The organism is Hydrogenophaga borbori (assembly GCF_003417535.1).
GTDB classification, from domain to species: Bacteria; Pseudomonadota; Gammaproteobacteria; order Burkholderiales; family Burkholderiaceae_C; genus Hydrogenophaga; species Hydrogenophaga borbori.
Genome location: NZ_QVLS01000001.1, coordinates 568,142 through 590,954 on the forward strand (window position 1 = coordinate 568,142; position 22,813 = coordinate 590,954).

Here is a 22,813-nt window from a genome sequence, read left to right on the forward strand (position 1 = left end):
CTTTGAACTGGATCAAGCACACCGCTCTCGCCCTGTCCCTCGGGCTGGCCGCCCTCGCACCGGCCGCCGCCCAGGACTTTCCCAAGGGCCCGGTGAAAATCATCATCCCCTTCCCCCCCGGCGGACCGACCGACACCGTGGGCCGCCTGCTCGGCCAGAAGCTGCAGGAGACCTGGGGCCAGCCGGTGATCATCGACTACAAGCCCGGCGCCGGCACCGTGATCGGCGCCGACTTCGTCGCCAAGTCGGCGCCCGACGGCCAGACCATCGGCATGGTGAACTCCTCGCTGGCCGTGAACCCCACGCTGCGCAAGAAACTGCCCTACGACACGCAGAAGGACCTGGCCGGCGTCACACAGCTCTTCAACATGCAGCTGGCCATCGTGGCCCACCCCAACGCGCCCTTCAACAACCTGCGCGAACTGATCGACTACGCCCGCAAGAACCCCGGCAAGCTGAACTACGGCACGCCCGGCGCCGGCAGCACCACGCACCTGGGCGCCGAGCTGCTCAAGCGCGAGGCCGGCTTCGAGATGCAGCACATCGCCATGAAAGGCAGCGCGCCCGCGCACACCGAACTCATGGGCGGGCGGCTCGACCTGGTGGTCGATCCCTTCCTGTCCATCCTGCCCTACGTGCAGGGCGGCCGCATGAAGATCATCGCCACCATGGGCGACAAGCGCGTGGCGGGCCACGACTACCCCACCGTCGCCGAAACCATCCCCGGCTTCAACGTCGGTGCCCTGCTCGGCTTCGTGGCGCCCGCCGGCACGCCCAAGCCGGTGCTGCAGAAGATCCAGGCCGACACCGCGAAGGCCCTGGCCAGCGCCGACGTGCAAAAGCGCGCCCAGGAATTCGGCCTGCAGGTGGTGGGCTCCACGCCCGAGCAGTTCGATGCCTTCATCGCCTCGGAGATGAAGCGCTGGGGCCGCATCGTCACCGAAGCCAAGATCGAACAGGAATGAATCCGAAGGACACCGCACCGTGAGCTCCCTGCAACTCAAGCCCATCCACCCCGTCTTCGGCGCCGAGGCCAGCGGCCTGGACCTCACCCGCCCGCTCGCGCCCGAAGACGTTCGCGCGATCAACGCGGCCATGAACGAACACGCCGTGCTGGTCTTTCGCGGCCAGCCCCTGTCGGCCCAGCAGCAGCTCGACTTCGCCCGGCACTTCGGCCCGCTCGACATCGGCCTCAAGCGCGTGTTCAAACGCCCCGAGCGCCTGGAGGATGAGCGCCTGATCGACATCTCCAACGTCGACGCGCAGGGCAAGGTCGCGCATCGCGACTCGCCCAAGAACCTCTCCAACTTCGCCAACCAGCTCTGGCACAGCGACAGCTCCTTCATGAACCCGCGCGCGGCCTACTCGATGCTGCATTGCGTGATCACGCCCAGCTGGGGCGGCAACACCGAGTTCGCCGACCTGCGCCACGCCTACGACACGCTGGACGAGCGCACGAAGGCCGAGATCGAAGACCTCCAGGCCGAGCACTTCGCGCTGCACACGCGCATCTTGCTGGGCGACGACGCCTACACCGACGACCAGAAGAAGGAGATCCCGCCGGCGGTCTGGCCGCTGGCGGACACCCACCCGGGCTCGGGCCGCAAGGTGCTGTTCGTGGGCGTGCACGCACGCGAGGTGATCGGCTGGCCGATCGCCGAAGGCCGCATGTACCTGAGCGATCTGCTGGAGCACGCCACGCGGCGCGAGAACGTCTACGTGCACGAATGGATGCCGGGCGACCTGGTGATCTGGGACAACCGCAGCACCCTGCACCGCGGCCGCCGCTACGACATCAGCGAGCGGCGCGAGCTGCGCCGCACCACCATCAACGACACGCCCGAGGCCATGCTGCGGGCGGCCTGAGCGCCGTCCCACCCTGGGCACCGCCGTTCAGGCGGCGAGCGTCTCGGTCTCGTCGCTCACGTGCGCCCGCGCCAGGCGCCACACCTCGCGCGGCGGCAGCGGCTTGAGGCGGTGGTCGCTCCACACCTGGCGCCACTTGCGTGCGCCGCGCAAGCCGTGGCGCAGGCCCAGCATGTGGCGCGCGATGGCGTACCAGGGACAGCCGTCCTCGGCGTGGGCGCGCTCCATGTAGCGCACCATTTCGTCCTCCACGGCGTCGCGGTCCAGGGCGCTGGGTGGCGCGCCGAAGAAGGCCTCGTCCCAGCGGGTGAGCAGCCAGGGGTGGTGGTAGGCCTCGCGGCCCAGCATCACGCCATCCACGTGCTGCAGGTGCTCGGCGATCTGCTCATTGGTGGTGATGCCCCCATTGACCGCGATGGTCAGGCGCGGGAAGTCGCGCTTGAGGCGGTGCGCAAGCCCGTAGCGCAGCGGCGGCACCTCGCGGTTTTCCTTCGGCGACAGGCCCTGCAGCCAGGCGTTGCGCGCGTGCACGATGAAAACCTCGCAGCCCGCCTCGGCCACGGTGCCGACGAAGTCGCGCACGAAGTCGTAGCTCTCGGTCTTGTCGATGCCGATGCGGTGCTTCACCGTCACCGGCAGGGACACCGCGTCGCGCATGGCCTTCACGCCATCGGCCACGGTGTGCGGCTCGGCCATCAGGCAGGCCCCGAAGGCGCCGCGCTGCACGCGCTCGCTGGGGCAGCCGCAGTTGAGGTTGATCTCGTCGTAACCCCATTGCTCGCCCAGGCGGGCGGCCTGGGCGAGCTCGTCCGCCTCGCTGCCACCCAGCTGCAGGGCCACCGGGTGCTCTTCGGCGTTGAAGCGCAGGTGGCGCTGCACGCTGCCGTGCATCAGCGCGCCGGTCGTCACCATCTCGGTGTAGAGCAGCGTGCGCTTCGTCAGCAGGCGGTGCAGGAAGCGGCAGTGGCGGTCCGTCCAGTCCATCATCGGCGCGACGGACAGGCGCCATGGACTGAATGGTGGTGTGGGGGGAATCTTTTCCATCGGAGAACGGTCCATCGGGTGCGGCGGCCCGGCGCGCCTCGCGCGGCCCACAAGGCCTGCACCCGAACCTCTTATTGTCCCATCCCGGCGCCAGCGCGCCGCCATCCCCCCAGGAGCCCACACGACATGAACCCCGCCATCACCCTGGGACCGCTGGTGCTGCCTTGGGGCTTGGGCGCCGTGCTGGCCTCGCTGCTGGTGGCCTGGGCCCTGGGCCGGTGGCTGGGCAGGCGCCAGGGCGTCGATCCGGGCGATGCCTTGTGGGGCGCGCTCTGGGCCGGCGCCCTGCTCGCGCGGATCGCATTCATCGTCGAGTACCGCTCGGCCTACCTGGCCGAGCCGCTCAGCATGCTCGACATCCGCGACGGCGGCTGGAACCCCGTGGCCGGGCTGCTGGGCGCCTGGCTGTATGCCCTCGTCCGCGCCCGCCGGCATGCGCCCCAGACCTGGCCGGCCTTGCGTTCCGCGCTGCTGGCCGGCACGGCCGTCTTCGTCGCCGGCATGGGCGCGCTGAGCGCGCTGCCCGACACCGACCGGCGCCTCCCCGCGCTCACGGTGCGCTCCCTGCAAGGCGCCGAGGTGGACCTGCGGGCCTTCCAGGGCAAGCCCACCGTGATCAACCTCTGGGCCACCTGGTGCCCGCCCTGCGTGCGGGAAATGCCTGTGCTGGCGGCCGCGCAGCGGCAGTCGCCGGACGTGAACGTCGTGTTCCTCAACCAGGGCGAAGCGGCGGACCAGGTGCGGGCCTGGCTGCGGTCGCGCGGCCTGGATCTGGACAACGCGCTCATCGACGAGGCGCGCGCCGCCGGCGCGGCCTTTCAGCAGAAGGCGTTCCCCACCACGCTGTTCTTCGACTCGGACGGGCGCCTGGTGGCCACGCGCATCGGCGAGCTGTCGGCGGCGACGCTGCAGGAGCGGTTGGCGCGCATCCGGCGCTGAGGCCCCCCTCGCCCGCGGGCCGTGGTCCACCGGCGCGGCTCAGCCGCGCGCGATCAGCCGGTCCACGTTGACGATGACCTTCACCTCGCCCGGCGGCAGGCTGGCGGCCACCGCCCAGGCCGGATCGGCCGTGTCGCGCAGCACGGGCTCGCCCAGCGGCAGGCCCTGGCGGCCCACCAGCGCGGCCACGCGGGGTTCGTTGGCCTTCTCGCCCCGGCGCACCACCACGCCCAGCTCGCCGCTGGCCAGCCGCACGTAGCTGCCGGGCGGGTAGAAGCCCACGCTCTTGACGAACAGCGCGCCCAACTGGTCGGGTGCGCGGTGGCCGCCCATGTACAGCTCGCGCGCCACCTGCTGCGACAGCAGCGCGCCGCGGCTTTTGCGCGGGCTGATGCAGGCCACGTACACGTCGGCCATCTGCAGCAGGCGGTGGGTGATGCGGTCGACCCGCTCGCCCTTGGGGTAGCCCGTGCCATCGGGTTTCTCGTGGTGCTGCGCCACCAGGCGGATCCATTCGGCGTCCAGCACGCCCAGCTGGCGCAGCAGGGCCACGCTTTGCTGGGGGTGTTCACGCACCACCTTGCGCTGGGCCGAGCTGAGCGGCCCCGGTTGGCGAGCCATTTCGTCGTGCTCGCGGGTCATGCCGAGGTTCATGGTCAGCGCGGCCAGCACCAGGGCGCGCCGCTGCTTTTCGTCCAGCCCGGCCAGGGGCGCGACCAGGGCGCACAGGCCGGCGGCCAGCAGCGCGTGCGTGGCGCTGTAGGACACGCGCGTGTCAAAGAGCAGCTGCACCAGCACCAGCAGGCTGTTGTCGGCCTGGTCGTGCCAGAGCTGCTCGCCCTGCGACTGCACGCGCAGCACACGTTCGAGGAATTGGTGCGCGCTGGCCCCCTGGTGCAGCAGCGCCGCCAGGGTGGCGTGCAGCTCGGCCCAGGCCTCGGGCACCGACACGCCAGCGTCGCGCGCCGCCACCTCGGCCGGCGAGGCCGACAGCGCCCTCAGCCCGGCGATACGATTGAGCGCCTGGTTGTCCCGCACCATGCGGTCGAGCGAGGCGGTGTAGCCGTAGTTCAGCGCCTGCCAGTCGCTGGCCAGCACCACCGGCGCGTGCAGCAGCAACACGCCACGGTGTTGCTCCGAGGTGATGGTCTCGCCCTTGCGCAGCAGCAGAACGCCCTTGGCGTCCCAGATGTTGACCGGAACGGGTTCGTGCAAGGCAAAGGAATCCAGGGGCAGCGGCCGGTACATAGCCCGCGACTCTAGGCCGGGACCCCCTCGGCCAATCGGTCGAAAACCGGCGGAAAACGGGTGCAGAACGGTCCCTGGCGAGGCGGTTCTGAACACCCGGTTCCCCTGCCCCCTGCCCCATGCCGGCAGGTCTCGCGCCCTGCGCCTCAAGCCTGCGCCGGCAGTGTGACGCGCACCTCCAGCCCCGGGTGGGCGTTGCGGATTTCGCAGCGCCCACCATGCGCCTGCGCCACCAGCCGGCACAGGTAGAGCCCCAGCCCCACCCCACCCGCGTGCCGGGTGCGGGCGCTGTCCGGGCGGTAGAAGGCCTGGGCCAGGTGCGCGATCTGGTCTTCGGGCACGCCCGGGCCATGGTCGCGCACCACGAAGCGCAGCCCCCCACCGTCCACGCGCTCCACGCGCTCCACGCGCAACTCCGGCGGCGTGGCCGCCTCCGCGCCGTGGCGCAGCGCGTTGTCGAGCAGGTTGCGCAGCAGCAGGCGAACCCGCACGCGGTCCAGCAAGACCAGGGGCAAGCCCTCGTCCAGGCGCAGGCCGATGCGCCGCACCTCGGGCCGCGTCGCCGCCAGTTCGGCGATCACCTCGCGCGCCAGCGTGGCCGGCTCGGTGGGCTCCCGGTTGAGGGCCGCGTGGCGGCCCGCCAGGCGCTCGCTTTCCAGCAGGTCGCTGATGAGGCGCGCCATCTCGCCCAGGTCGCGCAGCAGGGCCTCGCGCTGCGGGTTGACCTCGGGCGATTCGGGCAGCAGCTCGGTGTTCAGGCGCGCGCGCGTGAGCGGGCTGCGCAGCTCGTGGCTGATGGCCAGCAGCAGCGCGCGCTGGGCCTGCAGCATCTGCTCGATGTCCTGGCCCATGGTGTTCACCGTCTGCGCGAGCTGGCCCAGCTCGTCGCAGCGGCGCGCGGGCACGGCGATGGGCTGCGAGAAATCGCCCGCGCCGAACCGCATGGCCCCGGCGCGGATGGCGTCGAGCGGACTCAGCAGGCGGCGCACGTACCAGAAGGCCAGCCCGGTGACCACCAGCAGGGCCGCCAGCGCGAAAACGAAGAGGCGCGGGCGGCGTTCGATGGCGGTGTCGTTCAGGCCGAACTCGATCACGTGCCCGTCGGCCGTGCGGCGCTGCACCAGGGCGCGCCAGTTCTCGTCGTCGTTCCAGTCGTCGGCGCCGCTGTCCTTGCGCCAGTGCGGGCGCGGCAGTGCCGGGTGCGAGCGCCACTGCACGACCGGCCCGGTGATGTCGATGGTGACGATGGGCAGGCGCTCCACCAGCGCACGGGCCTTCTCGACATCGGGCCGGCCCTGGGGCGCCACGTCGTTCGCCAGCCGCGTCACGTAGTCCATCAGCAGCGGGCGCCCGGCCTCCTTCCAGCCCAGGGTGAAGGCCTTCTGCGCGCCACCGATGAAGATGAAAGCCACCAGGAAGGCCAGCAGCAGGAACACGCCCAGCAGGCGCAGCTTGAGCGAATGCCGCCAGCGCGGACGGTGGTCGGCGGCCGGCTTCATGGGCGCGGTGCCGGTGCGCGCCGCAGCGCGAGCGAGTAACCCGCGTTGCGCAGGGTCTTGATGCAGTCCAGTGGCTCCAGCTTCTTGCGCAGGCGGCTCACCACGATGTCCACCGCGCGCGTGAGCAGCTCGGCCTCGTGCCCGCGCAGGTGGTTGAGGATGTCGTCGCGGCTGAGCACGCGCCCGGCCTCGCGCGCCAGCAGGTGCAGCAGCTCGAATTCGGTGCCCGTGAGGTCCACCGCCTCGCCCTGGCGCAGCACCTGGCGCCGCGCGGGGTCGATGCTCAGGCCCTCGAAGGCCAGCACGTCGGACGCGGCCGCCGCCACCGTCGGCCGGCGGCGCAGCACGGTCTGCACACGGGCCACCAGCTCGCGCGGCTCGAAGGGTTTGGGCAAATAGTCATCGGCGCCCAACTCCAGGCCGACCACGCGGTCCATCACGTCGCCGCGCGCGGTGAGCATGACGATGGGGATGTCGCTGTCCTTGCGGATGGTGCGGCAGAGCTCGAAGCCGTCCATCTCGGGCAGCATCACGTCCAGGATGGCGGCGTCGAAGCCGCCCCGGCGCAGATGCTCCAGGCCCTCGCTGGGCGTGTGCGCATGCACCAGCGCCAGATCGAACCGCTGGAAGTAGCTCGCCAGGGGGGGGCCGAGCTGGGTGTCGTCGTCGATCAGCAGGATGCGGGGCATTCGCGCATTCTCACACCGCCCACGCGGCCCGCAGGGCGCGGTGGCGCAGGATGAGCCGGCGCACGCGCCGCTGCGCGGGCACATCGAGCGCATCGAAGCGCTCGGCCGCGCCCATGAGCGCGGGCAGCACCGGCACGGCCTGCTGCGGCGCGCGCCGCGACAGGCGCGACCACAGCCACATCGCGTGCTCGCGGTCGAAGCGCGGGCCCCAGACCAGGGCCAGCACCTCGTCGTGCGGGTCGTTCACATCCGCCAGCAGCACGGGGCCGTGCTCGCGCAGCGGGTGGGCGATGGCTTGCAGCGCGGGCGACATGGCGCGCCCCACTCAGCCGCGGTGGAACCAGCCGCGGCGCTTCTCGAGGAACTCGCGCACCTCGGCCTGCTGGGTGGGGTTCAGGCTGTCGTAGAAATCGGCCAGGGCCGTGATGACCTCGGGCGTGGTGAGCTGCAGCGCGCGGGTCTTTTCGTCGAGCAGGTGCAGGGCGCGGGCGCGGTCGAACTTCTCGCCGGCCACCAGGGCCTTCATCTCGGCGCGCGGGCTGGGGGTCTGGCCGATCATGGCGCTGCGCTGCGCGATCAGCTTGTCGGCCAGCAGCTCCAGCTTCTGGCGCTGTTCGGCCGTGAGGTCGAGCTTGCGGGTCACGCGATCGACCGCCTTGCCGCGCCACTCGGCCACGCGCTCGGCCGAGGCCGGGCCCTCGGCCTGGTGGGCGCGGTGGCCGCAGGCCGCCAGGCCGCCCGCGAGCACGGTGACGCTGGTGAGGCCGATGAGGGTTCGCTTGATCCAGGGTTTCATGACGGGTCCTTTCATGGGACGGGGTGGAACGTGGCCGCCATGGTGCGCGGCGCGCGCCGACACCGGGTCTCGTGGCGGTATCGCTTCTTGTCGTTTTGTTTCGGCGGAGAATGGTCCGTCGCCGCGTCCCGCCAGGAAGGACCCTTCATGCCTCGTTTCGCCGCCCTGCTCTGCCTGGGGCTGTTCGCCCACTCGGCCGGTGCCACCGCACCCGCGGCGAAGCCGCCCCACGACCTGCCGGCCGACTGCGCCCGGGCCGAAACGCAGCGCCAACTCACCGCCTGCGCCTACCAGGACTTCGAACACGCGCAGGCGGCCCACGCGGCGGTGCTGCGCGAGCTGTCCGCGCGCCTCGACCCCGCCAGGCGCACCCTGCTGCGCACCGCCCAGAAAGACTGGCTGACCTACCGCACCGCGACCTGCGGGTTCGAGGCCAGCGCGGTGCGCGGCGGCAGCGCCGAACCCATGGTGCGCCTGCACTGCCAGACGCGGCTGACCCGCGAGCGCACCCAGGAATTGCGCCGCCAGCTCAACTGCCCCGAAGGCGACCTGGGCTGCCTGCGCCCGGTGCGCCCTTGAGGCGGCCCGACGGCATGCGCATCCTGCTTGTCCTGGACCACCGCCAACGGTGCCGCCGACGCCGCCCACGACCGCTCGCTGCTGGGCGCGGTGACATCCACCCCGATCGGCCGCGACCTGCTGCTGATCGTTCGGGCCACCGGCCTGCTCAGCGTGTCCATCGCCTGGGCCATGTTCCCCTGTCGCGCTTTCGCCAGGCGGTCGAGGCGCGGCCGGCGGACAGCCCGCCGGCCCACCCACACCAGGACCGGCCGCGGTAGCGGCGGCCGCTCAGGCTTGCCGGGTCAGCTCGGCAAAGCGGCGCAGCACCTGCGCCGCCTGGGGCGTGGGGCCCACCTCGTCCAGGCGCCGCTCCACCTCCTCGCCCAGCTCGCCCTTCAGGCGCTCCAGGTAGCCGCGCATGGCCGTCGCCGAGAACTCCGGGTGGAACTGCACGCCCCAGGCGCGCCGCCCCACGCGGAAGGCCTGGTGGGATTCGATGTCGCTGCGCGCCAGCGGCACCGCGCCCGCCGGCAGGCGCCGCACCGACTGGTAGTGGATGAGTTGCGCGGGGAAGCGGGCCGGCAAGGCCCCCAGCAGGGCATCGTCGCCGGCCTCGGGGCCCAGCCGCACCTCGCGCGTGCCCACCTCCGGCCCCTCGGGCAAGCGGTCCACCTCGCCGCCCAGGGCGTGCGCCAACAGCTGGTGGCCGAAGCAGATGCCCAGCACCGGCAGCTCCGCCGCCACGCAGTCCTTGAGCCAGCGCGCCAGGTGCTCGCTCCAGGGCGCGCGGTCGCTGACCATGGCGTGCGAGCCGCTCACCACCACCCCGCCGAGCGTGCGCGGGTCCGGGTAGTCCGGCGCCTCGCGCGCGTCGGCGTGGCGCAGCGTCACGCCATCGCCCAGGCCGCGCGCGATCCAGTCGGGGAAATCGCCTTCGGCGCGGCTCAGCTCGTCGAAGGTCTGGCCGGCGGCCACCACCAGGATGGGACGCCCGGCGCCCGGGGTGGCGCTCACGCGAACACCTCGGTGTCCACCTCGCGGTTGGACTGCTCGCTGTAGCGGTTGCCGCTCACGGTGTGCTGGTTGATCAGCGCCTCCAGGCGCTGCATCACGTCGGCGCTCAGGCGCACGCCGTCGGCGCGGTTGTTCTCCAGCAGGTGGTCCACATGGCCCGTGCCCGGCAGCGGCAGGATGTGCGGCGCCTTGTGCAGCAGCCAGGCGATGGACAGCTGCGCGGGCGTGCAGCCCACCTCGGCCGCGAGGGCTCGGTAGGCCGGCAGCAGGCGCTGGTTGGCGGCCCAGTGCGCGGGCGTGAAACGCGGCATGGCGCGGCGGATGTCCTTGGCGTCGAACGCCTGCGGGTCGAGGTCGATCGCCAGGAAGCCGCGCGCCGTCGGGCTGAAGGCGACGAAGGCCGCGCCGATCTCGCGGCAGGCATCGAGCACCGCGATCTCGGGGTTGCGCGTCCACAGCGAGTACTCGGTCTGCACCGCGCTGATGGGGTACTCGGCGTGCGCCTTTCGCAGGGTGGCGGCCGAGACCTCGGACAGGCCGACCGCGCGGATCTTGCCCGCGCGCACCAGGTCGCCCAGCGCGCCCACGCTCTCCTCCACCGGCACCTGCTTGTCCCAGCGGTGCAGGTAGTACAGGTCGATCACCTCGGTGCGCAGGCGGCGCAGCGAGGCCTCGCAGGTGGCGCGCAGGGTCTCGGGCCGGCCGTCGATCACACGCACCAGCTGGCCGTCGCCCTTCAGGTCCACGCCCTGCATGCCGCACTTGCTGGCCAGGGTGAAGCGGTGGCGGTGCGGGGCCAGCACCTTGCCGATGAGGGTTTCGCTGGCGCCGAAGCCGTAGAGCGCGGCGGTGTCGAAGTGCGTCACGCCGTCGTCGAGCGCGGCCAGCAGCAGGCGCTCGGCCTGCGCCTCGGGCACGGGCGGACCGTAGGCGTGGCAGATGTTCATGCAGCCCAGGCCGATGGCCGAGACGGTGAAGGGTCCAAGTGGTCGTTGCTGCGGCATGGCGGGTTCAGGTCGGGAAAAAGGGAATGGAAGCGGGCGCGTGCCCGGGCACTGCGGCCTCAGGCTACCAGCTCGTGTCGTAGGCGATGTAACGCTCGATGTATTCGTAGAAGGTCCACTGCTGCGTCGCCCACTGGTAGGTGCGGTCGGGTGGGCAATAGCTCAGCTTCAGGGCGTCGGCCACCAGCGGGTGGACAGGCATCTGCACGCCGCCCATGCCCTCGAAGTCCATGGCCGCGTCCAGGCACAGCTCGGCGCGCTGCGCCTGGCCGCCGATCACGCGGCGGGCCTGATCGGCGACGCGGCGCGCCAGCTCGCGCATCGCGGCGGCCGACATGTGGCCGCGCGTCCAGAACATGTGCTGGTCGCGGAAGTTCGCGACCACGTGGTCGGCGATGCGCACGTCGCAGTGGCCGTCGAACAGGCGCATCAGGTCCAGGTCGTCCTCCAGGCGGCGCTGCAGGTCGGGCATCCTGCGCGCGGACAGGTCCATGTAGGCGGCCACGGCGATCGGACCGCTCAGACCGGTTTCGGCGATTTCGAGCGCCACCAGGTCACCCGTCGGGTAGCGCTTCCAGGTCGGATAGGCCGGGTCGTGGCGCTCGCGCGGTTCGGCGCACTCGAAGGGCCACAGGCAGTTCAGCAGGTAGCTCGGGAAGGTGATGACCGGACAGCCCGGGGGCAGGCGCGCCTCGATCGCCTGCAAGGCCGGGTTGCCGGGCGCCATCTCGTGCTGGCGCAGCAGCAGCGCCACGTTGTGCAGGTCCTCGTCGGCCACCGGCAGCGCCTGGGCATCACCCGGCTGCGCGTGGTTGAGGGCCGCCACGAAGCGGTAGTCGTCGTTCAGGTCGTCCAGGGCGCTGAGCATGCGCGCCAGGTACGGGGTCTGGCAGTTGCCATACACCAACACCGTGCGGGCCTTCGGGCCCTGGGCGCCAAAGCGGAAATCGAGCGGGTGCCGGGGCGCCGGCGGCGCCACGGGAAGAGAGGGAATCGCGGCCATCAGAAGACGCTGGGCGTCGGTCGAAACACAGTCGGCCCGAGGACCGCAGGGCCCTCCGGGTACGGGCCGAGAATGATAAGCGTGCTTGCAAATATGTAACAATCGCCCGCGACCTTTCAGCCAGCCCCAGCCATCCAGGAGGAATCCCAATTGAAGCGCCCCACGGCCTGCCATTCTCCTGAGGTCTTTGCTATCAAATTGTTGGCAACGGCTTTGTTCTGTTCCAGCGCATGGGCCCAGACCGCGCCCAACGCGCCCTTGCAAAGCCAGGTCGAGGAAGCCTTCCGACAGACCCTGCAGTCGCCCGCCGACGGCAACGCCACCGCGCGTTATGCGCGCCTGCTGGAGCAATCGGGCAACCACGAAGGCGCCATCGCCGCGCTCGAGCGCCTGCTGCTGGACCCGAACGCACCGCCCTCCGTGCGCCTGGACCTGGGCGTGCTGTACTACCGCCTCGGCTCCTACGACATGGCCGCCGGCATGCTGCGCCGCGCGCTGGACGACCCGCGCCTGGGACCGGTCGAGCGTGGCCAGGCCGAAACCCTGCTGCGCGACATCGGCAAGCGCACCCAGGTCTCGCGACTGGACGGCAACGTGCTGCTGGGCCTGCGGGCCCAGACCAACCCCAGCTCGCGCACCAGCCGCGACACGGTTCTGGCCGGCGGCATGCCGGTGGCCGTGCCCGACGCGCTCAAGCCGACGTCCGATACCGACCTGCAACTGGGCCTGCGCCTGGACCACCAATACGACCTGGGCCGCCAGAACGAGGCCGCCATCGTCAGCTCGCTCGCCGCGCAGATCGTCAAGTTCAGCTCCTCCTCGGGCAGCACGCTGCAGGTGAACCAGGTCGACCCGTACAACCTGGCCCTGGTCGAGCTCACTTCCGGCCTGCGCTTCAAGCCCTCGCCGAGCGGCCTGCCCGGCCTGAGCATCCGCCCGCACCTGATCGCCGCCACGCTGTCGGCCCAGGGGCACCGCTACCTGAGCAACCACGGCCTGGGCCTGGACGGGGCCTACAGCCTCAATGAGCGCACCCTCGTCGACGGCGGCCTCGAATACCGCGACGTCGACTACGCCACCCGCATCGACGTGCCCGCCGCCAGCGAACTCGGCGGCCCCAGCAAGCTGCTGCGCGTGCGCCTGACGCGCGAGCTCGCACCGGGCCAGTTGCTCAGCGGCGAGCTGCGCGCGTACTGGCAGCGCACCGATCGGCGCTACTACGACAACGACAGCCAGGAAGCGCGCGTGACCTACCTGCGCAGCTACGCCAGCCCGCTCAAGGGCGGCGGCCTGTGGACCACCTCGGTCTGGGGCGGCCTGCAGCGGCGCGCCTACGACGCGGCCGACCCGGCCATCGACCCGAACGTCGCGCGCCGCGACACCGAATGGCGCATCGGCATCGGCCAGACGGTGCCGCTGTCGGCGGCCTGGTCCCTGCTGGTGCAGCTGGAGCACGTGAAGACGGACAGCAAGCTGCCCAACTACGACAGCAAGAACACCTCGCTGTTCGTGGCGGCCGCTTACCGCTTCTGACGCCCGCGCCCACCCACGGCCCCCCTCTCAAGACCGTTTCCCGAGGACCCCGATATGACCCCGCCGATTTCCAAGGACTGGTGGCTCGCCGCTGCCCTGTCGACCGCTGCGCTGCCCACGACCATGGCCCAGGGCCCCGCGGCATCGGCCAACCGCACCGGCGTGGTGACGGCGGTCGCGCCCGGCGGCACCGTCACCGGGAACAACGAAGTGATGGTGGTGGGCAGCAGCGTGCTGCCCGGCCAGCGCCTGCGCACCGACGCCAACGGCCAGCTGCACCTGCTCTTTCTCGACCAGTCGGCCCTGACCCTGGGCCCCGACTCCGAACTCACCATCGACGAATTCCGCTTCGACCCCGCCACCCGCCAGGGCCAGATCCGGCTCGGCCTGGCCAAGGGCGTGGTGCGCGTCGTGGGCGGGCAGATCAGCAAGACCACCGCCACCGTCATCGCCACGCCGCACGGCAAGATCGAACTCCTGGGCGGCATCGCCTTGGTGGACACCAGCAGCGATCGCACGAGCGGCACCTTCCTGTTCGGCCAGCAGATGCGCGCGACCAGCAGCGACGGCAACACCACGACGATCACCCGCGCCGGCTTTGGCGTCGACATGTCGGGCAACGGCGTCGGCACGCCGCAACGCACCGCCACGACCAACCTCAACGCCATGCTCAACCGGTTCGAGTCGCGCCCGACGGGAAATACCGCCAATGGCAACCCGCCGCCGGCCCCCACCGGCCAGCTCCTCTCGACCGGCAGCCTCCCGGGCGGCGCCAGCAATCCGGGCGGCATCCTGGCCAACGACCGCCTGAAAGGCATCGTGGACAACAACGCCGGCAGCAACCCCTCCCTGACCCTGAGGGACCTGCTGGGCTCCTCTCAGGTGCTGCAGGTGTCCTGAACCCCGGCCGCCGGCGCCCTCCACCCTGACCGGCGGCCCACCGCGCCCTGGCGCGAGCGCCGCCCCTCGCCGCCATGCGCGTCCTGTTTGTTTCCAGCTACCCGCACCTGCCGGACGTCACCGGCGGCCTGCAAACCACCACCCACGACCTCTGCCTGGCGATCCGCGAACTGGGGGCCGAGGCCGCCGTGCTGTGCGGACAGGCCGAGGCCGCTGGCGCCGACGCCCCGTTCAGCCGCGACGAGCACCTGGGCTACCCCGTGCTGCGCGCGACGCGGCCCCTGGAGGCCCTGCCCCAGGCCGTGGCCGCCTGGGAGCCCGACGCCATCGTGGTGCAGAGCGGCACCTACCTGAGCTCGCTGGTGCTGGCCAGCCTGGACACCGGCCGGCCCACGGCCGTCTACCTGCACAACGTCGAAACCCACCAGATCGGTGGCCACCTGGTGGCCGACCCTTCGCTGCTCTACCTGGCCAACTCCGACTTCACGGCACGGCGCTGGCGCGCGCTCTACGGCCTGGACTGCGCGGTGATCCCACCCACCGTCTCGGCCCCCGCCTACCGGGCCGAGCGCCAGGGCGACAAGGTGCTGTTCGTCAACCCCACGCCCATCAAGGGCGTGGAGCGCCTGTTCGAGCTGGCCGCGGCCTGTCCCGAGCTGCCCTTCCTGGTGATGGAAAGCTGGCCCCTGAACGCGGCCTGGCGGGCCCATGGCCAGGCGCGCGCGGCGCGGCTGGGCAACGTCGAGTGGCGCGGGCCCAGCGACGGCATGCGCGAGGTGTTCGGCCAGTCGCGCGTGCTGCTCATGCCCTCGGTCTGGGAAGAATCCTTCGGCCGCACCGTGGTGGAGGCCCAGCTCAATGGCCTGCCCGTGCTGGCCAGCCGGCGCGGTGCGCTGCCCGAACTGGTGGGCGACGGCGGCGCCGTGCTGGACCTGGAGGCGCCGCTGGCCGACTGGGCGGCGGCGCTGCGCCACCTGCACGGCCCCGGCGCGGCAGCGCAGCGCGCGGCCGCCCTGCGCCGCGGCGCCGCCCACGTGGCGGGCACCGCGTCCACCGTGGCCCGGCTGCTGGGCCTGCTGCAGCTGCACGCCGCGCGCACGGCGCCGCACGGGCCGGTTGCCGCGCCGCCCGCGGCCCCGCCGCCGCCAATGCCCGCGCACGCCGCCGTGCGCGAGGTGCCACCCCGCCAGCCGCGCCGCGAGGACTGTCTGTTCTACCACTCCACCACGCTGGCCGATGGCGAGGAGGTGGTGGGTGACTGGGACCTGCGGCCCAACACGGCGCAGTACCTGGGCGGCGTGGACTTCAGCGGCCGTTCGGTGCTGGAGATCGGCCCCGCCAGCGGCCACCTGTCCTTCCACATGGAAGCGGCCGGCGCCCAGGTCACCTGCCTGGAGCCGCCCATGTCGCACCTGTGGGACGTGGTGCCCCACGAAGGTTTCGACACGCCGCGGTGGCGCCACGGGTTCACGCGCTCCATCGAAGGCGTGCGCAATTCGTTCTGGTACGTGCACCGGCAACGCCGCTCGCGCGTGCGCCTGATCGAGGCCGATCCCTACGCCCTGCCGGCCGAGCTCGGCGAGTTCGACGTCGGCCTGATGGCCTCGGTGCTGCTGCACTGCCGCCGGCCCTTCGACATGGTGCAGAGCGTGGCGGCGCGCACGCGGCGCACGGTGATCGTCACCGAGCTCTACGACCCGTCGCTCGGTCCGCGCGCGCTGTGCCAGCTGCAGCCGCACCGCGGCGTGCAGCAGGTCGACACCTGGTGGCTGTTCACACCGCAGTTCTTCGTTTCCACGCTGGGCTTGCTGGGCTTCACCGACGCGCGGGTCATCCTGCACGAGCAGAGCCAGCCCTCGCAGAACCGCCAGGTGCCCATGTTCACCGTGGTCTGCGAACGACCGGGGGCCTGAGGGCGTGAGCGGCCAGGAACCGGACGACACACCCGCCGAGGCCGCGCGGTACTGGCAACAGGGCCTGCAGCACCAGCGGCAAGGCGAGCTGGTGCGGGCCGCCGAGGCGCTGCGCATGGCTTGCGTGCTCGACCCCTCGCGGCACGAGGCCGTCTTCGCGCTGGCCTGGGTGCTGCACGACCTGGACCAGCTGCCCGAGGCCGTGGCCTGGGCCGAGCGCGCCCTGCAGGCCGAACGCCAGCCGGGTCGGCTGCTGCAGCTCGGCTGGCTGCGGCAAAAGAGCGGTGATCCCGCGGCTGCGCTGGACCTGTACGAGGAAGCCATCGCCGCCTACGCCTGGGCCGCGCCCGAACAGGTGCGCCTGCACCTGCACCGCGCCCAGTGCCTGGCCGCGCTCGGCCTGCCCCTGCGCGCCGCCGCATGCCTGGCCGAGGGCCTGGAGCGCTGGCCCGCCCACCCCGAGCTGCTGGACGCCCTGATCGAGTGGGAATGCCGGCACGGCCACCTGGAGCGCGCCATCGCCCTGGCGCGCCAGCGGGTGGACGCCGCGCCGGACGACGCCGCCGCCTGGCACCTGCTGGGCGCGCTGCAGCAGCGCGCCGGCGACCTGCGCGGCGCCGACGCCAGCTTCAACGAAGTGCAGCAGCGCGACATGGACCGCTGGGACGCGCTGCTGCGGCGGGCCCAGATCCAATTGCACTGGCGCCGCCCGGTGGACGCCGAGTGGCTGTCGATGCAGGTGCTGGCGCGCCAGCCCGATTGCCTGCCCGCGCAAGCGCTGCTGGGGCAGGCGCAGCTCGATCTGGGCCAGCTGGACGCGGCCCGCCGGCATCTGCTGCAGGCCTTGCGCGCCCAGCCGCGCCACCCCGACGCCTGGCAGGTGCTCGCGCGAGTGCACGCGCAGCGCGGCCGCTGGGCGCTGGCCCGCCGTTGCCTGGCCCGCGCCGGCGGCGCTGGCGCCGACGCGCTCGACGTGCTGCGCCAGCTGGCCTGGCTCGCCAAGGACCAGGGCGATCTGCCCACCGCCGCCGGCGCCGTGCGCGAGTTGCTGCGCCACCGCCCGGAAGACCTCGCGGTGCGCGTGCAGGCCGCCTTCGTGCTCGCGGCCGCGCAAGACCTCGCGGCGGCCGAGCAACAGGCCGAGGCCGCCGTCGCGCAGGACCCGGCCAGCGCGCTGGCCTGGCGCGCGCTGGCGCAGGTGCGCTGCCAGCAGCGGCGCCTGGACGAGGCGCAGTCCGCCGTCGAAACCGCCTTGACCCTGGCGCCTGCGGACCCCGCCACGCTGCGCCAGTTCGGCTGGGTCCTGCTCGACGCGCAGCGCTTCGGCGCGGCGCGGCTGGCTTTCCTGCACGCCAGCGAACTCGACGATCAGAACCCGGTGCCGCTGCGCGAGCTGGCCGAGGCCTGTCTGCGCTCGGGCGAATTCGCGCTGGGCCGGCGGACCGTGGAGCGGCTGCTGTCCTTGCGCCCCGACGAAACGCCGGCGCGCCTGTTGCTCGCGCGCCTGCTCAGCGAAGACCCCCGCTCCACCCCCAGCGACCACCGCCAGGCCGTGACCCTGTGCCGCGAACTCATCGGTGCCCGCGAGCGCGCCAGCGACGCGGCGCGCTCGCTGCTGCGCCTGTACGCCCTGGGCGTGGACGAAGCGGCGCCGGTGCTGGCGCTGCTGCCCCGCGGCGACCGCCGCGCCGCGCTGCGGGAGGCCTTGGCCGAGGCCTCCCACCGCCACGGCCACGGCGCGCTGCTGCGCCTGGCCCAATGGGCCGAGGCGGACTGTCCCGACGACCTCTGGCTCGGCAGCGCCGCGCTGTACGCGCGCTCGCTCAGCGAGCGGTCCACGGCGCAGGACTTGGCCCTGGCCTCGCGCCACGCCTACCGCGCGCTCAAGCTGCGCACGGGCCTGGACCGCCGGGCGCCCGGTGCGCCCGCGCGCCGGCCCGGCTCACGCCCCCGCATCGCCTACCTCGCGGGCCAAGGGCACGAGCGGCTGCTGCGCCGTGTGCTGGCGAACCACGAGGCGCAGGCCGCCGAGGTCCACGTCTTCACGAACCGGCCGATGGCCGGGTTGCCGGCCCACATCCACCAGCGGGCGCTGGACCCGGCCGAACTGGCGCGCCGCTGCGCCGCGCTGCGCATCGATGTGCTGATCGACGCCGGCGGACTGCACCCCTTCGAAGGCCAGTTCGAGGTCCTGCAGGCCCTGGCGCGGCGACCCGCGCCGCTGCAGATCGGCTGGCTGGGCTGCTGGGGCACGGCCGGCGGCCTGTTCGACGCCCTGCTGTGCGACGCCACCTCGGTGCCGCCCACGCACGAAGCGCTGCACGAAGAGGCCCTGTGGCGCCTGGACGGCGGCCAGTGGTGCTGGGACCCGCCGCTGCACGCGCCCGCGATCGCGCCCCCGCCCGCGCAAGCCACCGGCGCACCGACTTTCGGCGTGCTCGCGCGCGGTCTGCGGATCAACGAGGCCAGCCTGCGGGCCTGGGCCCGCGTCCTGCTGGCCACGCCAGGGGCCCGCCTGCGCTTCATCGGCGAACTGGCGCACGACTGGCCGCAGCGCGCCCAGGTGTTGCGTGCCCTGGACGCCCACGGCGTGGCGGCCGCGCGCGTGGCCTTCGACCCGCCCTGCGCCTACGAAGACCTGCTGCGCTGGTGCCAGCGGATCGATCTGGTGCTCGACAGCTTCCCCGGCAACGGGGGCCTCAGCCTGCTGGACCCGCTCTGGATGGGCGTGCCCGTGCTCACGCTGAGCGGCGCCTGGGCCGGCGCCCGCCAGGGCCACTCGCTGCTGGCCGCCCTGGGCCTGCAGGAATGGGTGGCCGACACGCCCGAGGCCTTCGTCGCCACCGCCGTGGCCTTGGCCCAGAACCCCGCCGCGCTGGCCCGACACCGCGCCAGCCTGCGCCAGCGTCTGCTGGACTCGCCGCTCTGCGACGGCCGCCGCCTGGCGCGGCAGATCGAAGCCCTCTGCCAGCAGGCGGTCGACAGCGCCGACCCCGCCGAGTTCGGCGCCGACCCCAAGGCCCGCCAGCGCGCCGAGGCGCGCCGCGCGCTGCGCGCCTGGCTGGACCGCCCCGCCCGGCTGGCGCTGCCCCTGCCCGATGGCGACACGCCGCCCGATCTGTCGGTCATCGTCGTGCTCTACAACCAGGCCGGACTCACCCGCCGCACCCTGCAGGCGCTGGCCGATGAGCGCGGCGTGCGCTTCGAGACCATCGTCATCGACAACGCCTCCGGCGACGAGACCGCCGAGCTGCTCGCGCGCGTCTCGGGCGCGCGCGTGGTGGTCAATGAACACAACCTGGGCTTCCTGCGCGCCGCGAACCAGGGCGCGGCCCTGGCGCGCGGGCGCCACCTGCTGTTCCTCAACAACGACGCCATCGTGCACGCCGGCAGCCTGCGGGCCGCCGTGCGCCGCCTCGACACCGAGCCCGCCATCGGTGCCCTGGGCGGGCGCATCGTGCTCAGCGCGGGCGGGCTGCAGGAGATGGGCAACGTCCTCTTTCGCGACGGCAGCGCCCATGGCGTGGGGCGCGGCGAAGACCCCTTCTGCCCGGCTGCCATGTGCAGCCGCGCCACCGACTATGTCTCCGGCGTCTTCCTGGCCGTGCCGGCGCCGCTGTGGCGCATGCTGGGCGGCTTCGACGAGGCCTTCGCCCCCGCCTACTACGAAGACAGCGACTTCTGCCTGCGCGTGTGGCGCGCGGGCTTTCGCGTGGTGGTCGACCCCGAGGTGCTGGTCGAGCACCTGGAATGGGGCAGCGCCCCCGGCGACGAAGCCGAGCGCCGCATGCGCGAGAACCGCACGCGCTTCCAGGCCCGCCACGCGGACTGGCTGCGCGGCCAGCCCCATCCGCACACGCCGCGCCTGGACGGCGACCGCTGGCGCTCGCCCGAGGACCATCCGCGCCGCCCGCGCGTGCTCATCATCGACAACGAGGTGCCGCACATGCACAAAGGCGGCGGCCTGCCGCGCGCGCGCCTCATGCTGCAGGCCCTGCGCGACTGGCCCGTGAGCTTCTTCCCCCTCTGGCAAACCGAGGACGACTGGCGCGACATCCAGGCCTCGCTGCCCAGCAGCGTGGAGGTGGTGCTGGGCCACGGCATGGCGCGGCTGGAAGCCTTCCTGGAACGCCGCCGCGGCGTCTACGACGTGCTGCTGGTGAGCCGCCCCCCCAACCTGAAGGCGCTGCAGCCGCTGCGCGCGCGCCGGCCCGAGCTCTTTGCCGGCATGCGCCTGGTCTACGACGCCGAGGCCCTGTTCGCGCTGCGCGAGATCGCCGAGGCGGCGGTGCGCGGCCGGCCCATGCCCCGCGCGGCCGCGCAGGCGCACCTGGCGCGCGAGATCGCCCTGGCGCGCGGCGCCAGCGAGGTGCTGGTGGTCTCTGAGCGCGACGCCGCGTGCTTTGCCGCCGCCGGCCACCGCGTGAGCCTGCTGAGCCATGGCATGGCGGTGCGCCCTGAAGTGCCCGGCCCGGCCGCGCGCCAGGGCCTGCTCTTCGTGGGCGCGCTGCACCCCGACACGCCCAACGAGGACGGCTTGCTGTGGTTCATCGAGCAGGTGCTGCCGCGGCTGCGCGAGCGACTGCCGCAGCCGCCCGTGCTGTCCGTGGTCGGCGTCAACCGCTCGCCCCGGCTGGCGCGGCTGGCCGGCGACGACGTGCGCCTGCTGGGTCCGCAAGAGGCACTGGCGCCGCACTACGACGGCGCGCGGGTGTTCATCGCGCCGGTGCGCTTCGCCGGCGGCGTGCCGGCCAAGGTCATCGAGGCCGCGGCCCAGGGCATCCCGGTCGTGGCCTCGGCGCTGCTGGTGCGCCAGCTCGGCTGGATCGCCGGCCGCGATATCCAGTCCGCGCGCGACGCCGAGGCCTTCGCCGCCGGCGTCCTGCGCCTGCTGCGCGACGACGCCCTGTGGCAGCGCCAACAGGCGGCCGCCTGGCAACGCTGCGCCGAGCGCTACGCGCCCGAGCGCTTCGCCCGGGTCCTGCGCCAGGCGCTGCGGGGCCGCCCCGAGGGGCCGGCATGAGCGCCGCCGTGCACCCCCTCGAAACCGCGGCGCTGCGCCGCTGGCGCCGCCTGCGCGCCGAGGGTCGCGGCGCCGACGCCGATGCCGTGCTGTGGGACGCGCTGGCCCAGGAGCCCAACCTGCCCGGCGTGCACGTGGCGCTGGCGCGCCAGCGCTGGCCGGGCCCCGACTACCGGCACTGGCTGGGCTGGTTCCACGGGCACCTGAAGCCGCGCCTCTACCTGGAGATCGGCGTCGAGTTCGGCCATACGCTGAGGCTGGCGCGGCCGGGGACCCAGGCCACCGGCGTCGACCCCGCGCCGCGCGGCGACCCGCTGAGCGGCTGCGAGGCGCCCACGCGCCTGTTCCCCTGCACCAGCGCCGCGTTCTTCGCCGGGCTGCCCGCGGACGACGCATTGGCCACGCAGGGTTTCGACCTCGCGTTCATCGACGGCGACCACGCCTTCGACGCGGTGCTGGACGACTTCATCGGCGCCGAACGCCTGGCCGCGCCGGGCGCCGTGCTGCTGCTGCACGACACCGTGCCGCTGACGGCCGCGACGGCGGGCCGCGAGCGGCGCACCGGCTTTCACACGGGAGACGGCTGGAAGATCGTGCCCTGCCTGCGCGCCCTGCGGCCCGATCTGCGCGTCGTGACGCTGTCCACGGCGCCCACCGGCCTCACGGTGGTGACGGGCCTGGACCCCTCGTCCACGCGGCTGCGGGAGCGGCGCCAGGCCATCCGCGAGAGCTACGCCGCCCTGCCCCCCGATGGCGTGGTCGCCGAGCCCGAGCGCGTGCTGGCGCTGGGCCCCAACGACCCGGCGTGGCTGGCGCGCTGGCTCAGCGCGGGCGACGCGCGATGACGCAGCCGAAGCAGGGGTCCAGCTGGCCGCTGCGCAGGAGCTCCTCTTCGGCGTCCAACAGGGCATCGAGGTAAGGCGCCTCGGCATCGCCGAGGAAGTTCTGCGCGATATCGCTCAGCAGCACGTGCAGCAGCGCGCCACCGTACGGGCGCCAGGCCAGGCGCTCGAAATGGCCCGACAGCAGCGGCAGCAGCTCGGAGGAACGCACCGCCTCGCTCGCGTCCACCGCGATCACCTCCTGCGGCGTGGGCCGGCGCGCGTGGGCCTTGAGGCGGCCGTCCAGCGTCGTGCGCAGGCGCGGCGGCAGCAGCTCCAGCAAGGTATTGAGGTGGCGCACATGGCTTGGCGACCACTGGAAGCGGTCCGGGCCGACGTACTCGTCGAGAAAGAACCAGCCCCCGGGGGGCAGCAGCGTCGCCACGTCCGCGTACAGGCGCTCGATCTCGCTGCAGTGGTGCACCGCCGCCACGCCGAGCACGGCGTCGAAGCTGCCGGGCTCGAAGCCGGGTGCGCCCACGGGCAACCGGTTCATGTCGGCCTGGTGGTAGTCGATCGCCAGTCCCTGGGCCTGGGCGGCCTCGCGCGCGCGCTCCAGCACCCGGCTGGACAGGTCCAGCGCCACCGCGGACTCGGCCCAGCCGGCGCTCACGGTCTCGCGTTCGACATGGCCCTCGCCGCAGGCCAGCACCAGCACGCGGCGCAGTGGCAGCGGGCGCTCGGCCGCGACCCGCTGGAAGAACCACTGCAGCGGGTGCACCGCCGGGTCCCCCGACACCGCCTGAGCGATGCGGGCCTTGACGGTGGACAAATGGGTCCACTGCAGGCCGTGCTCGGTCCAGCTCGCGGGGTCGCCCCAGGCCGCGTCCAACTGGGCCACGGTGCGCGGATCGAATGGGGCGGAAGGGTCGGCGTGCGGCATGGGCGGTGGTGGGGCGA

Annotated in this window: 19 protein-coding genes; 9 read left to right on the forward strand and 10 right to left on the reverse strand. The window is 72.9% G+C overall.

Annotated features, from left to right (window positions below):
• Positions 1-2: 2 nt before the first annotated feature.
• Together DY262_RS02685 and DY262_RS02690 are read left to right on the forward strand one after the other, a co-directional pair.
• Complete coding sequence (locus DY262_RS02685) at positions 3-965, forward strand: tripartite tricarboxylate transporter substrate binding protein (protein WP_116957416.1); 963 nt, start codon at positions 3-5, stop codon at positions 963-965.
• Between the two features lie 19 nt (positions 966-984).
• A complete protein-coding gene (locus tag DY262_RS02690) occupies positions 985-1,866 on the forward strand; it encodes a TauD/TfdA dioxygenase family protein (protein WP_116957417.1) in 882 nt (293 codons plus the stop codon).
• 27 nt (positions 1,867-1,893) lie between these two features.
• On the opposite strand, the gene dusA is transcribed toward DY262_RS02690, so the two are convergent.
• Positions 1,894-2,910: a tRNA dihydrouridine(20/20a) synthase DusA gene (dusA, locus tag DY262_RS02695; protein WP_116957418.1), complete on the reverse strand. Its 1,017-nt coding sequence runs from the start codon at positions 2,908-2,910 to the stop codon at positions 1,894-1,896.
• 126 nt (positions 2,911-3,036) lie between these two features.
• Between dusA and DY262_RS02700 the strand changes: the two genes are divergently transcribed.
• Positions 3,037-3,849 carry a TlpA disulfide reductase family protein gene (locus DY262_RS02700; RefSeq protein ID WP_116957419.1) on the forward strand — a complete coding sequence of 271 codons (813 nt, stop codon included), beginning with the start codon at positions 3,037-3,039 and terminating at the stop codon, positions 3,847-3,849.
• A 39-nt stretch (positions 3,850-3,888) separates the two neighbouring features.
• On the opposite strand, the gene DY262_RS02705 is transcribed toward DY262_RS02700, so the two are convergent.
• The 5 genes from DY262_RS02705 to DY262_RS02725 form a co-directional block, all read right to left on the reverse strand.
• Positions 3,889-5,064, reverse strand: a complete 1,176-nt coding sequence (locus DY262_RS02705; protein ID WP_147326162.1) for an HD-GYP domain-containing protein — start codon at positions 5,062-5,064, stop codon at positions 3,889-3,891.
• Positions 5,065-5,243: 179 nt separating this feature from the next.
• Positions 5,244-6,596 (reverse strand): HAMP domain-containing sensor histidine kinase, encoded by a 1,353-nt coding sequence (locus DY262_RS02710; RefSeq protein ID WP_116957421.1) that lies wholly within the window; start codon positions 6,594-6,596, stop codon positions 5,244-5,246.
• Entirely contained in the window at positions 6,593-7,285 is a 693-nt protein-coding gene (locus DY262_RS02715; protein ID WP_116957422.1) for a response regulator transcription factor, read from the reverse strand. Before DY262_RS02715 ends, DY262_RS02710 begins: the two co-directional genes overlap by 4 nt.
• A gap of 10 nt (positions 7,286-7,295) precedes the next feature.
• Positions 7,296-7,598 carry a hypothetical protein gene (locus tag DY262_RS02720; protein ID WP_181936395.1) on the reverse strand — a complete coding sequence of 101 codons (303 nt, stop codon included), beginning with the start codon at positions 7,596-7,598 and terminating at the stop codon, positions 7,296-7,298.
• A 12-nt stretch (positions 7,599-7,610) separates the two neighbouring features.
• Positions 7,611-8,081, reverse strand: coding sequence for a Spy/CpxP family protein refolding chaperone (locus DY262_RS02725; protein ID WP_116957424.1), 471 nt, complete (start codon positions 8,079-8,081; stop codon positions 7,611-7,613).
• A 147-nt stretch (positions 8,082-8,228) separates the two neighbouring features.
• On the opposite strand from DY262_RS02725, the gene DY262_RS02730 reads away from it, so the two are divergent.
• Entirely contained in the window at positions 8,229-8,660 is a 432-nt protein-coding gene (locus DY262_RS02730; RefSeq protein ID WP_181936396.1) for a lysozyme inhibitor LprI family protein, read from the forward strand.
• Between the two features lie 270 nt (positions 8,661-8,930).
• On the opposite strand, the gene DY262_RS02735 is transcribed toward DY262_RS02730, so the two are convergent.
• The 3 genes from DY262_RS02735 to DY262_RS02745 form a co-directional block, all read right to left on the reverse strand.
• Positions 8,931-9,656, reverse strand: a complete 726-nt coding sequence (locus DY262_RS02735; protein ID WP_245980769.1) for a glutamine amidotransferase — start codon at positions 9,654-9,656, stop codon at positions 8,931-8,933.
• On the reverse strand, positions 9,653-10,660 hold the full coding sequence (locus DY262_RS02740; protein WP_116957426.1) for an aldo/keto reductase: 1,008 nt from the start codon (positions 10,658-10,660) through the stop codon (positions 9,653-9,655). The genes DY262_RS02735 and DY262_RS02740 overlap by 4 nt, the downstream gene beginning before the upstream one ends.
• 64 nt (positions 10,661-10,724) lie before the next feature.
• Entirely contained in the window at positions 10,725-11,663 is a 939-nt protein-coding gene (locus DY262_RS02745; RefSeq protein ID WP_147326163.1) for a WcbI family polysaccharide biosynthesis putative acetyltransferase, read from the reverse strand.
• A 258-nt stretch (positions 11,664-11,921) separates the two neighbouring features.
• Between DY262_RS02745 and DY262_RS02750 the strand changes: the two genes are divergently transcribed.
• The 5 genes from DY262_RS02750 (at position 11,922) to DY262_RS02770 (ending at position 21,877) form a co-directional block, all read left to right on the forward strand.
• Positions 11,922-13,196 (forward strand): surface lipoprotein assembly modifier, encoded by a 1,275-nt coding sequence (locus DY262_RS02750; RefSeq protein ID WP_220377547.1) that lies wholly within the window; start codon positions 11,922-11,924, stop codon positions 13,194-13,196.
• A 54-nt stretch (positions 13,197-13,250) separates the two neighbouring features.
• A complete protein-coding gene (locus DY262_RS02755) occupies positions 13,251-14,096 on the forward strand; it encodes a FecR family protein (protein WP_116957429.1) in 846 nt (281 codons plus the stop codon).
• 74 nt (positions 14,097-14,170) lie between these two features.
• Positions 14,171-16,009, forward strand: coding sequence for a glycosyltransferase (locus tag DY262_RS02760; RefSeq protein ID WP_116957430.1), 1,839 nt, complete (start codon positions 14,171-14,173; stop codon positions 16,007-16,009).
• Between the two features lie 4 nt (positions 16,010-16,013).
• Entirely contained in the window at positions 16,014-21,032 is a 5,019-nt protein-coding gene (locus DY262_RS02765) for a glycosyltransferase (RefSeq protein ID WP_220377548.1), read from the forward strand.
• Positions 21,029-21,877 (forward strand): class I SAM-dependent methyltransferase, encoded by an 849-nt coding sequence (locus tag DY262_RS02770; RefSeq protein ID WP_116957431.1) that lies wholly within the window; start codon positions 21,029-21,031, stop codon positions 21,875-21,877. The genes DY262_RS02765 and DY262_RS02770 overlap by 4 nt, the downstream gene beginning before the upstream one ends.
• Here DY262_RS02770 and DY262_RS02775 read toward each other — a convergent pair.
• The gene (locus DY262_RS02775; protein ID WP_116957432.1) at positions 21,855-22,796 is read right to left on the reverse strand and encodes a class I SAM-dependent methyltransferase; all 942 of its coding nucleotides are present in this window, start codon (positions 22,794-22,796) and stop codon (positions 21,855-21,857) included. The genes DY262_RS02770 and DY262_RS02775 overlap by 23 nt on opposite strands.
• Positions 22,797-22,813 lie beyond the last annotated feature (17 nt).

What these genes read in the sequence shown, in the direction of transcription:
- dusA (WP_116957418.1), bottom strand. Translation starts at nt 2,910, where the DNA reads ATGGAAAAGATTCCCCCCACACCACCATTCAGTCCATGGCGCCTGTCC.
- DY262_RS02700 (WP_116957419.1), top strand. Translation starts at nt 3,037, where the DNA reads ATGAACCCCGCCATCACCCTGGGACCGCTGGTGCTGCCTTGGGGCTTG.
- DY262_RS02710 (WP_116957421.1), bottom strand. Translation starts at nt 6,596, where the DNA reads ATGAAGCCGGCCGCCGACCACCGTCCGCGCTGGCGGCATTCGCTCAAG.
- DY262_RS02715 (WP_116957422.1), bottom strand. Translation starts at nt 7,285, where the DNA reads ATGCCCCGCATCCTGCTGATCGACGACGACACCCAGCTCGGCCCCCCC.
- DY262_RS02720 (WP_181936395.1), bottom strand. Translation starts at nt 7,598, where the DNA reads ATGTCGCCCGCGCTGCAAGCCATCGCCCACCCGCTGCGCGAGCACGGC.
- DY262_RS02725 (WP_116957424.1), bottom strand. Translation starts at nt 8,081, where the DNA reads ATGAAACCCTGGATCAAGCGAACCCTCATCGGCCTCACCAGCGTCACC.
- DY262_RS02730 (WP_181936396.1), top strand. Translation starts at nt 8,229, where the DNA reads ATGCCTCGTTTCGCCGCCCTGCTCTGCCTGGGGCTGTTCGCCCACTCG.
- DY262_RS02740 (WP_116957426.1), bottom strand. Translation starts at nt 10,660, where the DNA reads ATGCCGCAGCAACGACCACTTGGACCCTTCACCGTCTCGGCCATCGGC.
- DY262_RS02745 (WP_147326163.1), bottom strand. Translation starts at nt 11,663, where the DNA reads ATGGCCGCGATTCCCTCTCTTCCCGTGGCGCCGCCGGCGCCCCGGCAC.
- DY262_RS02755 (WP_116957429.1), top strand. Translation starts at nt 13,251, where the DNA reads ATGACCCCGCCGATTTCCAAGGACTGGTGGCTCGCCGCTGCCCTGTCG.
- DY262_RS02760 (WP_116957430.1), top strand. Translation starts at nt 14,171, where the DNA reads ATGCGCGTCCTGTTTGTTTCCAGCTACCCGCACCTGCCGGACGTCACC.
- DY262_RS02770 (WP_116957431.1), top strand. Translation starts at nt 21,029, where the DNA reads ATGAGCGCCGCCGTGCACCCCCTCGAAACCGCGGCGCTGCGCCGCTGG.
- DY262_RS02775 (WP_116957432.1), bottom strand. Translation starts at nt 22,796, where the DNA reads ATGCCGCACGCCGACCCTTCCGCCCCATTCGATCCGCGCACCGTGGCC.